Origin of the sequence: Bartonella sp. AA18HLJMS, assembly GCF_042197245.1 — a bacterium.
Lineage (GTDB): Bacteria > Pseudomonadota > Alphaproteobacteria > Rhizobiales > Rhizobiaceae > Bartonella.
Genome location: NZ_JBHIRP010000024.1, coordinates 1 through 13053 on the forward strand (window position 1 = coordinate 1; position 13053 = coordinate 13053).

A 13053-nucleotide genomic window follows, 5' to 3' on the forward strand; every position below is an offset into this window, starting at 1 on the left:
GGACAAGCGCCTAAACTGAAGCAGATTTTAATTCGCCATGTTGCAGAGCCCGGAACACAACGTTTGTTGTTGCAAAAACATGATATTGATGTTGCTCGTAATTTGACACCTGAAGATCTTGCAGATCTGCAAAAAACAACAGATGTTAAAGTTGAAAGAGTGTTAGTGCCAACTATGATGTACTGGGGATTCAATACGACGAATCCTATTTTTGCTAAGGAAAAAGTGCGCTTGGCGATGCGTTATCTCATAGATTATGAAGGTCTTGGCAAGAAGCTTCTCAAAGGGATTGGTATCCCACGGGCAAGTTTTATTCCTCTTGGCAATGTTGGGGCTTTGGATGAAAAAGAGGGGCAACCCTTTAAACTTGATATTCAAAAAGCAAAACAGCTTTTAGCAGAGGCTGGTTATCCGAACGGATTTGAGGCAAATTTTCTCGTGTCAAACACTCCTTATACTTTGTTACTTGCTCAGTCACTCCAGGATAGTGCTGCACAGGCGGGGGTGCGTCTTAAAATTGAACGTGTAGCAGGTACACAGTTGTTTTCAAAAGTTAATGCACGGGCTTTTGATACGACTTTTATCGGATGGAATAATGATTCTGTGGATCCTCATACAATGGCTTCACGTCTTATTTTCAATCCAGATAATCGTTTTGAGGCTAGAAATACAGCCTATCCTAGTTGGCAGCATGGGTATTTTGATGCCAATATGAATCAAAAAGTTGAAGAGGCATTATTTCAAAAAGATCCGCAAAAACGGGCACAACTCTATGCTGATTTACAACGTGAATTGATGCAAAAAGGACCTTATGCGTTTATCTTTCAACAATATAGCGTTGTCGCGATGACGCCTGATATCAAAAAGTGGGTTTGGAATAGTGCGCCGCGTATTTTTTATAGTAAAATTGAAAAATAAGTGTGTCTTTTTAGTGTTATCAAAGCTAAAAAGAGCTTAATCATAATTGCATGATGAAAGTATTCTCCCATATAAAGCTCTTCAGTTTTTTAAGGATGAAACTGTGAGGGATGTTTGTGTAGTAGCAGTATATAATTAAGATCGTTTATAGGGAGCGATGAATATAGAAAGTTATATTGGGGAGGATCTTTGTTTATGGTTATAGATTCTCTGCATCCCGAATATAGACTGATGTATAAGAAAATTATTTTATAGATGCTTAGTTTGATTAAATGAAATTGATGTCTAATGCTATGCTATTTAAGCAAAATCACAATCACTTTGTGTGAAAAGGTAGAAGAATACAAAAGGAAGAGATAAAATGGGAAAACAAAGAATATTGAAAAAAATTTCTATTTTATTAAGCTCAATCGTTTTTTTTAATGGGGCTGTAACATCGGCATTCAGTGCCTCATCTAAAGATATATTGGTAATGGCATGGAATATTGATTCAATTAGTAGTTTTGATCCAGCGCAAACTGTTGAGGTTGTGACGAGTGAGTTATTGACGAATATTTGCAGCGCGTTAGTGAAATATGATGAGCATGATCCTACAAAAATTCGCCCTGCTATGGCAAAATCTTGGGACGTTTTAGATAATGGTAAAAGAATAGTCTTTCATCTTCGTGATGATTTAAAGTTTAATGATGGAAGGATGGCTACAGCGCAAGATCTGGTATGGTCGATGCGACGGATTATTAAATTAGGATTAAGCTATGCTCAATCTTTAATGGATTATGGGTTTACCAAAAACAATATTGAAACAAATATTCAGGCTCTTGACGATAAGACTTTACAATTAAAATTAGATAAACCCTATCCTATTCAGCTCATATTGACTGTTATTGGACAATCTTATGCTTCTGCTTTGCTTGATCGGAAAACAATTGAAGCACAGAGTATTAACGGTGATATGGGGAATAAATATTTAGCAACACATACAGCTTGTGTTGGACCTTATAAATTGGTGAGCTGGTCTCCAGGAGATAAAGTTGTGTTAGAGGCGACACAACATTATTGGGGCGATGTGCCTAAAATTAAGCAGATTGTTGTGCAGCATGTAGCGGATTCATCAAGTCAAAGACTTCTTTTGGAAAAAGGTGATGTGGATATAGTGCGTGATCTTTCTTCAGAGGATATTTTAGATCTTGAAAAAAAAGGAGGCCCAGTCAAAATTAGTCGTGTTTTGCGTCCGCAGATTATTTACCTATCGTTAAATAATAAGAATGCAATTTTTGCGAATGAAAAGGTCAGATTGGCACTTCGTTATTTGGTTGATTATGAAGGTCTTGGAAAAACTGTTTTGAAAGGGATTGCTATTCCACGGGCAACTTATATGTCTTTAGGTGTTCCAGGTGCTTTAGATGAAAAAGAAGGTTTGCCTTTTCAGTTGGATTTGAAAAAAGCAAAACAACTGATTACTGAAGCTGGTTATCCTAATGGGTTTAAAGCTAATCTTTTAGTTGGAAGCCTTAGTTATATGTCGTCTGTTGCACAGTCTATTCAAGCCAATGCACGCAAAATTGGTGTTGAGCTTACAATTGAAAAAATGGCACAAAATCAATTGTTGAGCCGTGTACGTGGTGGAAATTATGATACTGCACTTATGGGGTGGGGGAGTGCCGATCCTGATGGACATCCTGCTTCATTAAATCACGTGTTTAACCCTGATCCAACATTTACAAAAAAGCACAATATGTATTTAGCTTGGCGCGCTGGGTATTATGATGAAAATATTAATAACATGGTGATGGATGCTTTGTTTGAGCAAGATCCCAATAAGCGCATTGTGCGATATCGTACTTTACAGCATTATGTGCTAGAGCATGGTCCTATGGTTTATTTATTTCAGACATATTATACCGTTGGTATGGGACCTGATGTCAAAAAATGGATTTGGAACAGTTATAGACTTTATTACAATGAAGCAGAAAAATAAAAAGAAGCATGTTATAGAAAAGGATTGTAGAACATGCTTAATAAGAGATTGTTTTGTTATATAAAAAGGTATTTGCTTTATGTTTTGTCGCTACAGAGGGGATTTTTATAATGGTTTTGCCACTTTCAGAGACTGAAAGAGCTGTATCAGAAAAGCAGAAAAAATTATTTTTATGGGATTTTTTATGCAAAGGATTGAAACTTCTTATTTCAGTTTTTATCACATTGCTTGGGTTGGTGACGATCACTTTTTTTCTTGGTCATCTTCTTCCTCTAGATCCGGTTCTGTCTATTCTTGGTGATAATATCAGTCAGGAAGCTTATGATGCAATGTATTATAAGCTGGGTCTTGATAAGCCGTTGATTGTCCAATATTGGAAGTATCTTCATAATGTATTTTTGTTTGACTTTGGAGATGCTTTAACTTCTGGGCGACCTGTTCTAGCCGATATTATGCGTGTATTTCCTGCAACATTAGAGCTTGCAACCGTTGCTATTGTTATTGGCACAAGTCTTGGAATTCCATTTGGTGTTTTTGCAGCAATGTATCGCGATTCATTTATTGATTATGTTGTCCGTGTTTTTACACTTTTAAGTTATTCTACTCCAACATTTTGGCTCGGATTAATGGCGTTGTTAATATTTTACGCCAAGCTTGGCTGGGTTGGTGGCCCAGGACGACTTGATTTTCTTTATGAATATTCTTTTGAACCAAAAACAGGATTTTTCCTTTGGGATACTGCAAGCCAAGGACAATGGGAGGCTTTTGGTAATGTTTTTAGTCACGTTATTATGCCTGCTTTGATCTTGGCTTTCGGTGCTATGGCTTATATTAGCCGTATGACTCGTGGGTTTATGATTGAGCAGCTTAATCAGGAATATATCATTACTGCACGTGTAAAGGGATTATCGTGGGCGCGAACCGTTTGGGGGCATGCCTTTCGAAATGCTGCTGTTCAAATTATTACCGTTGTTGCACTTTCTTATGCTTTTTTATTAGAAGGGGCTGTTTTAACGGAGACAGTTTTTGCTTGGCCTGGTTTTGGACATTACTTGACAAATGCTCTTTTAGCCGGAGATATGAATGCAGTTGTAGGATGTACTTTACTTGTAGGATTTATCTTTGTCGCCATTAATTTATTTTCTGATTTACTTTATCGCATTTTTGATCCAAGGACACGTTGAATATGACAGTAAGTAATCATCATAAATCGCAATCATCATCTTTTTTGGGTAGTTGGTTAAATGATCCTGTTCCAAACTCCATAATTCAAGCGAACATACAAAGAATTTATCACGCACTGGCTAAGTTTTTTCATAACTTTTCGGCTGTATTCGGTCTGCTTATTATTTGTATTATTATCATATGTGCATTTTTTGCTCCTTGGATTGCTACGCATGATTTTCTTAGCAATGATCTGGGGCATCGGTTGCAGCCACCCTCTATGGCGCATTATTTTGGAACAGATGAATTGGGACGTGATATTTTTAGTCGCCTTGTTTTTGGTTCCCGTATTACTCTTTATGTTGTTTTTCTTACAACAGTTATTGTAGGTCCAATAGGACTTATTGTTGGAACTGTATCTGGTTATATGGGCGGATGGGTTGATACTGTGCTCATGCGCATTGTCGATATTTTTCTTGCTTTTCCAGGTTTGATTTTAGCTCTTGCATTTTCAGCCGCATTGGGACCAGGGATTGAAAATGCTTCTATTGCAATTTCAATTGCAGCATGGCCACCAATTGCACGTTTAGCACGTGCTGAGACTTTGACAATACGTTCTTCTGATTATGTTTCTGTAGTTCGCCTGCAAGGGGCCTCTGCTTGGCGAATTATTTTGTTTCATGTTGCGCCCATGTGTATTCCTTCAGTGATTGTACGATTAACTTTGGATATGTCTGGAATTATTTTAACGGCTGCTGGTCTTGGTTTTTTAGGGTTGGGAGCTCAACTTCCAAGTCCTGAATGGGGTGCGATGCTTTCTTCAGGGCGGGAATTTATGATGACAAATTGGTGGTTGGCGGCAATACCAGGCTGTGCAATATTATTTGCAAGTCTTGCTTTCAACCTTTTAGGTGATGGTCTTCGTGATGTATTGGATCCACGCAATGGGTAATAAATTATTAGAAGTAGAAGATTTACGTATTTCTTTTCCTACAACGCGCGGCATTTCAGAAGTTGTGCGTGGTGTTAGTTTTTCTGTTGGAAAAGAAAAAATTGGAATTGTTGGTGAATCCGGATCTGGAAAATCGATGACTGGGCGCGCAATACTAAGGTTGAGTCCAAAAGCAGCCATTGTTAAAGCTAAAAAAATGCGCTTTGAGGATGTTGATTTATTGGCCGCAAGTGAACCTCAGATGCGAAAAATCCGTGGGAAACGTATTTCAATGATTTTACAGGATCCCAAATATTCACTTAATCCATTAATACGGATCGGGGAACAGATTATGGAGGCTTACCGTATTCATTACCGTGTTTCAAAAGCTGAAGCGCGGGAGCGCACCATATCTATGTTAGAATCTGTTCATATTCGTGATCCTGAACATGTGATGCGTCTCTTTCCTCATGAAATATCTGGGGGGATGGGGCAGCGCGTGATGATTGCAATGATGCTCATTCCAAAACCTGATTTAATTATTGCTGATGAGCCAACATCTGCACTTGATATTACGGTCAGACGACAAGTTTTATCTGTATTAGATGAACTTGTGACAAAATCTGGAACGGGACTTATTTTCATTAGTCATGATTTAAATATGATTGCTGATTTTTGTGATCGTATTTTGGTGATGTATGCGGGCCGTGTCTTAGAAGAGTTGCCTGCTTCTGATTTGTCTCACGCTTGTCATCCTTATACAAAGGCGTTGCTCGCGAGTTTGCCACGGCTTGATAATCCAGTTGATATTTTGGCTGTTCCTGAGCGTGATCCTGATTGGTTGTATAATCCTACGATTGTTAATGGCGTTGAGGAGGTTCCTCATGACAAATTGTGAGAATATTATTGATGTTTCTAATTTATCTGTAACTTTTGGTCATAGGCATAGGGCAGTAACAGTTGTTAAAAATGTTAATTTTCATATTAAGCGTGGTGAAGCTTATGGTTTGATTGGTGAATCCGGATGTGGAAAGTCAACTATTTTGAATACATTGGTGGGGCTTATTCCAGATTATAGTGGAAAGTTTCTTTTTGCTGGACAAGAAGTTGAAAAGAAAAGAAGTAAGGATTTTTTACGCTGTATTCAAATGGTTTTTCAAGATCCTTATGCTTCGCTCCATCCAAGAAAAATGGTCCATACGGTTCTTTCTGAATCGCTCAAAATCCATGGAATGGATAAGCAAAGAGAGCGGGTGGAGGATGCTTTAGATTCCGTTGGTTTAGATTCTTCATTTCTTTATCGTTATCCTCATGAGTTGTCTGGAGGGCAGCGTCAGCGTATTGCTCTTGCACGTGCTTTAATTATTGAGCCAGAGGTGTTGTTGCTTGATGAGCCAACATCTGCATTGGATGTGTCGGTACAGGCTGAAATTTTAAACTTGTTGAAATCGTTGCGAGCGAGAAAAAAGCTTACTTATTTGATGGTGTCCCATGATCTTGCTGTTGTTGCACATATTTGTGAACGTGTTGGAATTATGCATAAAGGGATTATTCTTGAAGAGCTTAGCAATGATGAATTGCGTAATCTACATGCGCAACACGATTATACAAAGGAGTTTTTTGAAGCAAGTATAGAGCCTATTGTCCATAGAGAGCAAAGAGCATGATCAATTTTACAGAAGAGAAAATGCAATTTTATTTGTTTTGAAGTTTCTGGAGATGTTTGGCGGCATTGTTAAGAGGGAAGGGGATAATAGGATTTTTTCAGTATGAATTTTCTGGGCAGTGTTTGAGCTGTAATATTTTAAATCCTATTAGAACTTCCATTTTGAAATATATGAGTGACTTATAACATACATCCCTTTGTTTGATATTATTGCATTATTTTTTACTTATCATTTTATGTTCAAAAGTTTTATTTTGGGATTTTAAGCATTAAATTCGTGAGAAATAACAAAAGATAGTAATGTTGTATTTTCTAGAAAAGCTTCTCATTATTTTACAATATCATTTTGTTTTTGGTTGTTCTCTTTTTTACAATTTTATTCTTTATAAAAAGAATTTTTTGTAAAAAACATCCAATGGTCAATGAATGTCTTCAAATATTTCGCTGTTCTCTATTTAAAAAAGCGCTTAAAAACAGCTTATAATAAACCAAAAAGGCAGCAATATACTGCCTTTTTGTTAAATTGAATAGGCTATTTTTACAGTTTTGATTTAAAACTGATAGAGTATTCCTCCTGAAAAGCTTGCACCACTTATACCAGTTTTTTGAAGCTTTTGTTGATAGCTGACATCACCATGAAGGGAGAGGTTAGCGGACAATTATGCACCAATACCAAGCCCACCTTCAACGGAACTTCCCGAGGGGTCACATTTATAATACTTATCAATATGGAATGTCTGATCATCACCAAAGGTTTTGATTAAGTTTACTTTTCCATAGAAAGACATAGGACGGCTGTTTTCAGTGGCAATGGTTTTTGTCAAACGTCCACCAACACGGGATTATCCATTGAGAAGGATTTTGCATCTCAATGGTCAGATTATCAGCATCTTTAATGGTATCAAACATCAAATGTTGATAGGCAAGCTGTGCCTGCGGTTCGAATGTTACGGCTTGAATACCCGTTGCAAATTGTTTGCCAACAGTGGTGGAGATACTCAACATTTTGGCGTTTTTCAATTTTGCAGTTTTACCAATAAGAGCATTGGTGATATCTCCCTTTATTATCCCATAGGATAAAAGCGTATCAAGGTAGAAACCATTGTCACGCTGTTTACTGCCATAGGCGGCGGTGAGTTGAAATGACTATTTATTCAATATGCTCTTACTTGCTGTCTTGCATATCTTTGGGGGTGAAAGAGAGTTGCCCGTAGGTTCGGACAAGACCCAAATGTGTTGTAGATATTTTTCCCTTCTGCGCGACAAGGTTAATAGCTCCTTGTAGAACAGCATAGTGAAGATGAGCACTGCTATAACCATATTTACTAGGAGCACTACTTATCAGAAAATAAGCTTCCTGTTTCTCCATAGGCGTATAAGAAAAAGCCATTCCGTTTGTCTTATTCTTTCCTTAAGACAGATGTCGCATATTGGCTAACAGTTGCACTTTGCTTATCCATATCGGTCAATCCAGCATACAAGAGAGCACATGGCATGATAAAATAGCTTGTATTTATGGCACGATGGTTTTTACTTTTGAGTCGCTATCAAGCAGTACTGGTTGTAAGCGAAAATCCCAGAAATTTTTATTTTCTCCTAAAAGGTTTTGTTCAGCATTTGTTTTACTGTGGTTTGATTTTGGTCCATAAGCTTTCAGTATATATTTATAAGGTGAACCACTTATTGTGATATAGTCCTGTGCAAGTTTGAAAGAGTTTTGATTTACTTTCCCAGAAACTTGAATGAGTGAAAGACCACGTGCACTGGTAAGAGCAGAAGCATCTGCTTTAATATTGTTCTTTTCTAAATGTCCAGTGATATAAACCAGTGTAGTCCCTGAAACATCACCGTGAATCAGAAGATGGTCAGCTTTTTGTTTGTTTATGGCAGCATTATCACTCCATTCGACGTTGAAATGAATTTCTGCTTTTCCTGTAGCATTGTAGACTTTTTTAGTATTTGGTCTGCCAGATCCTATGTGCAACGTGTGATAATGATCTTCAGTTGGCTCTTCAAAAACAATAGAGCTGTTATTGATGTTAAGGACAGAAATATCAGAACGTGCTCTTTGAGCAATATCAAGCAGTTTTTTGTTCTGGCTTTTTTTATTTGTGCTTGTTTTCAATATCCATTTCGTATTGTTTTGCAAATCAAAGACTGTTTTGAATTTTTTTTCAGAGCTCACTTTGCCGTCTAAGATGGAGTGATCGGCGTTTAATGTAAAAGTGAAATCATTTTTTTTCGTTGAAGCTTCGGTTACTAATAAAACATTGGCACGGATTTCTGAATTTTTGAGATTGGCTTTACCAATTGATTCATTTGCATTAATTCCAGTACCGTTTTTAATATGAAGTTTTGCATTGGTTAAATTGATTTCTGATGTTTTATTGTTCTTAGATTTTTCAAATGCTATACCTCTATCTTCTGCTGTGGCAGAAACATTTGTTACATCAATATGTCCATTGTTATTTACAACAAATGCACTATTTTCGGCAATTATTGTCCCTCCACTCATTTTGATTGTGCTGCCATTTTCTGAATAAAGTCCGATCTCAGCATTTTTAATCGTTGTATGGCCATATAATTCAACTAAACTGCCAACATCTTGGCTTTCCGCACCGAATCCATTACTATCTGCTGTTATTAGAGTAACATTCGTGGCTTTAATATGTCCACCGTTTCCGGCAAATAATGCAGTAGTTTTACCTTGTACTGTTCCTTCCGTTATGGTGATGGTGGATTTTGAGTCTTTTGCATAGAGCCCACTGTCATCAGATGATGTAATTTGAGCATTGTCAGTTAAAGTAATAGTGCTGCCGTTTATGGCAGATACTGCTGCACCTTTTGCGTTAAATGATCCTCCAGAAACTGTTATTTGAGAACCATTATCTGAAATTATGCTATTGATTGCTTGCGGAACGGTTACATTTTCTAAAGTAATGGCACTTCTTCTTGCGATTATTGCATTGATTAGTAGTGCATTATCCTTACGATTTAATATCGTTACATCTTTCAGTTTGTTATTGCTCTTGTTTTTTAATAAGTGAACGCCTGCTTCGGAAGCAGTAATGGTTCCTCCGATCATTTTGATTGTGCTATCGTTTTGCGCATCAATTCCGATTTTAACGTCACTGATCGTTGTATTTCCAAGCAATTCAATCACACTGTTAGAGCCAGAGGCTGCTGCACCAGCAGCTACACCACTGCCATTATTAGTTGCTTTTAAAGCAACATTTGTAACCGTAATATGGCCACCTATGTCTGCTTCTAAGGCTGTATATTTTCCTGTCACGTTTCCTGTTGTCATTGTAATTGTGGATTTTGAGTCTTGTGCATAGAGGCCTGCTTCATCATGTGACGTAATTTGAGCATTGTCCGTTAAGGTGATACTGCTACCGTTTTGAGCACATATTGTTGCATAGCTTGAATCAAATGATCCTCCAGAGATTGTTATGTTAGAACGATTATTTGCAATTACGCTGTTGCCTGTTTGAGTCACTTTTACATTTTTTAAAGTGAGACCACTTTCTTTCTCTAGAAGAATTCCTTTGCCTGAATTTCTATCTTTACCGGTTGATATTATTACATTTTCTAGTTTACTTTCGGTGCTCTTACTATTCACGAAGCCAACACCAGTTTTAGAAGTTGTAATAGTCCCCCCAATCATTTTAATTACGCCACCGTTACTTGCCACAAGCCCAACACCAGCATTCTTAATCGTTGTATTGCCATATAATTCAATCATACTATTAGCGCTATTGACTCCTGCGCCTATTATAGGAACATCAGTGACCTGGCCCCCATGTTCATTTGTTGTTAGAGCAACATCCGTGACCTTAATATGTCCACCGTTTTCTGCGACCAACGCTAATTCTCCGGTTACTGTTCCTCCCGTCATTGTGATGGTAGAATGTAAACCATTTGTGTAGAGTCCTTTGCTATTCGATGATGTTGATGTAACTTGAACGTCACCTTTTTTATTGCTGGTTAAAGTAATGTTGCTGCCGTTTCCAGCGTATACCCCTACGTTTTTTCCCTCAAATGATCCTCCAGAAACCGTTACTTTAGAATGATTATTTGCAACTATGCCACTTTTTGCCCGCGTAACTGTTACATTTTCTAAAGTGACGTTGCTTTCCTTGTCTGCACCTATTCCTGTGATTTTAGGCTCTTTATTGTTACTGCCCGATATTTTTACATTTTCTAGCTTGTTTCCATTGCTCTTACTATTATAGAAACCAGCACCGGTTGCAGAAGCTGTAATGGTCCCTCCGATCATTTTAATCATTCCACTGTTTTGTGCATGAAGACCGATTACAGCATTCTTAATTGTTGTATTCCCATGCAATTCAATCACGCTGTTCGGACCGCCGGCAACAACTGTTCCGATTTTATCATTCGTCGCATTTAACGCAACATCCGTGACCTTGATACGTCCACCGTTTTCTGCAACCAACGCCATTTTTTCTGTGATTACGCTTCCTCCCGTCATTTCGATTGTGGTTTCTGAATCTGTTGCATGGAGTCCAGTGCCATGAGATGATGTAGTTTGAACATTGTTAGTTAGAGTTACGCGACTGCCATTGTAAGCAGATATTGCTGCCTTTGTGGCATCAAATGATCCTCCCAATATCGTGATTTCAGATTTATTATTTGCAGTAACGCTATTCATTGCCTTAGTCACCTTTAGATTTTCTAAAGTGACTTCACTATTTTTGTCTGCAAATATTGCAAAAGTTAGTGGAGCTTTGCCTTTGCCACTTGATATTATTATATCTTTTAGCTTGTTTTCAGCATTCTTACTGTTCAAGAACTTAGCTCCAGTGTTGGAAACTGTAATAGTTCCCCCAGTCATTTTCAGTGTAGCACCATCTTTTGCTTCAAGACCGAAGAAAATGCTAGAACCAGTTCCTTTAATGGTTGTACCATCCAGTAATTCAATCGCAGTATTAGAACCTTCAGCTGTTATAGCGTGCGCATTTGTGCTTATGTTGGTGTTTGTTTTTTTGTTTCCGATTATCGTCAAATGCTTGCCGATAATTTGACCACTTTTTTTTGCGTGAATAATTTCATAGGTTTCGTTGGAAACTTCTTTTTTACTTTCTGAAATTTCAAGATTTTTAGCTTGTGCATTAAGATTGATACCAAAAAGTACAACTGCCACAATTGCTGTACAGGATAGAAGAATTTTTTTAGGCATCAGCCTACTCCTTTTAAAGCCCCCCAACATTCATTTTCCCGCTAACTTCATAAGCAGAAGTGAAAATAGATATTGCTTTTATTTTAATAACACAGCACTTTGATATTTTATTTTGCTTTTTTTGTCAAAATTAAAGTTGTATTTATGTTTAATTATGTAATATTAAATTTATTTCATAATGTATTTTTATCTAATTATATTTTAAAAATAAGTTTTTTATTAATGGTACATATTATTTTATATCAATATTCATTTATTTTAATATTTATTGATGTATAATTAAAGAAATACAGTTATATAAAATAAATTAAAAAATATAATATAAATAATAATAGTATTGTTTTTAATATTGTACATTTTCAAAAAAATAAGAGATTTTATAGTTTTAAAGTTAATAAATAATAAATATTTTTGTGTGTAATTTACTTTATACTTTATATTGAGTGGAAAAGGTGAAATTAGAGTGGATATGTGATAATTGATTGTTCTTACCTACATTATGTATCGAATGAGTTTTTGACAGCAAAAATGAGAGAAGGCTTTAATAGAGCGTTGAGGGTTCTTTGAGTGCTCAGTGTCTTCTTTGAACAAATGAAATATAAAAATATACAGAATCCGCTGATAAGCCACAATTTCCGAAAGGCTACATACTATACAAAACTCCGTTGGATGTAGTTTGACATTAGGTTTTGTACTAAGTGGGGAGAGGTGAGATTAGTTAGAAATACGTGATAATTTATTGTTTTTATGGTTATTTTTTACCATTAAATGCGCGTTTTGTAAAATGGCATGGGGCAAGGACCATCCCGTTTTAACAAGCGCCATTATCAAAACCATTGCCGCCCTGATGGCTTTTAACATTGCTCTACGTGTGTTGCGCTTTACCATGACTGGCGCACACGTCTTGGTTTATTTTGGTGCTGATACCACCACCATCACCAAATGGAAAAACATCATTGCTGCTGCTTTTGATCTCTCTTCCCATTGGCAAAAGTTTAAACAAGGACTTTCCTCTGTTGTCGAGTGGTTTGGCAATTTGTGGGAGGGCGTTAAACAAAGCTTTTCCAACTTTTGGCAATGGTTGAAGAGTTTTTTTACACAGGAAAAGCTCTCGGAGAGTGCCAAGGCTGGTATGGAACAAGCGGGCGAAGATCTGGCTAATTCGATTGTCGATGGCTTTATGTCGTCTATCTCAC

At 37.0% G+C, this 13053-nt stretch carries 6 protein-coding genes and 3 pseudogenes; 7 read left to right on the top strand and 2 right to left on the bottom strand.

All coding sequences use genetic code 11. From position 1 onward, the window contains the following. From ACFINW_RS08950 to ACFINW_RS08975, 6 genes are all read left to right on the top strand, one after another. Window positions 1–918 (top strand): ABC transporter substrate-binding protein (locus ACFINW_RS08950; RefSeq protein WP_375641088.1); only part of this gene is annotated, 918 nt, incomplete at its 5' end. A gap of 361 nt (window positions 919–1279) precedes the next feature. After that, the gene (locus tag ACFINW_RS08955; protein WP_375621722.1) at window positions 1280–2896 is read left to right on the top strand and encodes an ABC transporter substrate-binding protein; all 1617 of its coding nucleotides are present in this window, start codon (window positions 1280–1282) and stop codon (window positions 2894–2896) included. A 110-nt stretch (window positions 2897–3006) separates the two neighbouring features. Next, a complete protein-coding gene (locus tag ACFINW_RS08960; RefSeq protein WP_375641087.1) occupies window positions 3007–4080 on the top strand; it encodes an ABC transporter permease in 1074 nt (357 codons plus the stop codon). 2 nt (window positions 4081–4082) lie between these two features. Beyond that, entirely contained in the window at window positions 4083–5012 is a 930-nt protein-coding gene (locus ACFINW_RS08965; RefSeq protein WP_375621724.1) for an ABC transporter permease, read from the top strand. After that, a complete protein-coding gene (locus ACFINW_RS08970) occupies window positions 5005–5889 on the top strand; it encodes an ABC transporter ATP-binding protein (RefSeq protein WP_273790733.1) in 885 nt (294 codons plus the stop codon). Before ACFINW_RS08965 ends, ACFINW_RS08970 begins: the two co-directional genes overlap by 8 nt. Next, a complete protein-coding gene (locus ACFINW_RS08975; RefSeq protein ID WP_375630491.1) occupies window positions 5876–6658 on the top strand; it encodes an ABC transporter ATP-binding protein in 783 nt (260 codons plus the stop codon). Before ACFINW_RS08970 ends, ACFINW_RS08975 begins: the two co-directional genes overlap by 14 nt. 550 nt (window positions 6659–7208) lie before the next feature. On the opposite strand, the pseudogene ACFINW_RS08980 reads toward ACFINW_RS08975, so the two are convergent. Continuing rightward, window positions 7209–8659: pseudogene (locus ACFINW_RS08980) on the bottom strand (autotransporter outer membrane beta-barrel domain-containing protein); the annotation flags it as partial. Between the two features lie 1986 nt (window positions 8660–10645). Continuing rightward, a pseudogene (locus ACFINW_RS08985) lies at window positions 10646–11887 on the bottom strand (autotransporter outer membrane beta-barrel domain-containing protein); the annotation flags it as partial. A 754-nt stretch (window positions 11888–12641) separates the two neighbouring features. Here ACFINW_RS08985 and ACFINW_RS08990 point away from each other — a divergent pair. Continuing rightward, window positions 12642–13053: pseudogene (locus ACFINW_RS08990) on the top strand (hypothetical protein); the annotation flags it as partial.

Excerpts from the sequence above, each read along its gene's own strand:
- ACFINW_RS08955 (WP_375621722.1), top strand. The coding sequence starts at position 1,280 with ATGGGAAAACAAAGAATATTGAAAAAAATTTCTATTTTATTAAGCTCA.
- ACFINW_RS08960 (WP_375641087.1), top strand. The coding sequence starts at position 3,007 with ATGGTTTTGCCACTTTCAGAGACTGAAAGAGCTGTATCAGAAAAGCAG.
- ACFINW_RS08965 (WP_375621724.1), top strand. The coding sequence starts at position 4,083 with ATGACAGTAAGTAATCATCATAAATCGCAATCATCATCTTTTTTGGGT.
- ACFINW_RS08970 (WP_273790733.1), top strand. The coding sequence starts at position 5,005 with ATGGGTAATAAATTATTAGAAGTAGAAGATTTACGTATTTCTTTTCCT.
- ACFINW_RS08975 (WP_375630491.1), top strand. The coding sequence starts at position 5,876 with ATGACAAATTGTGAGAATATTATTGATGTTTCTAATTTATCTGTAACT.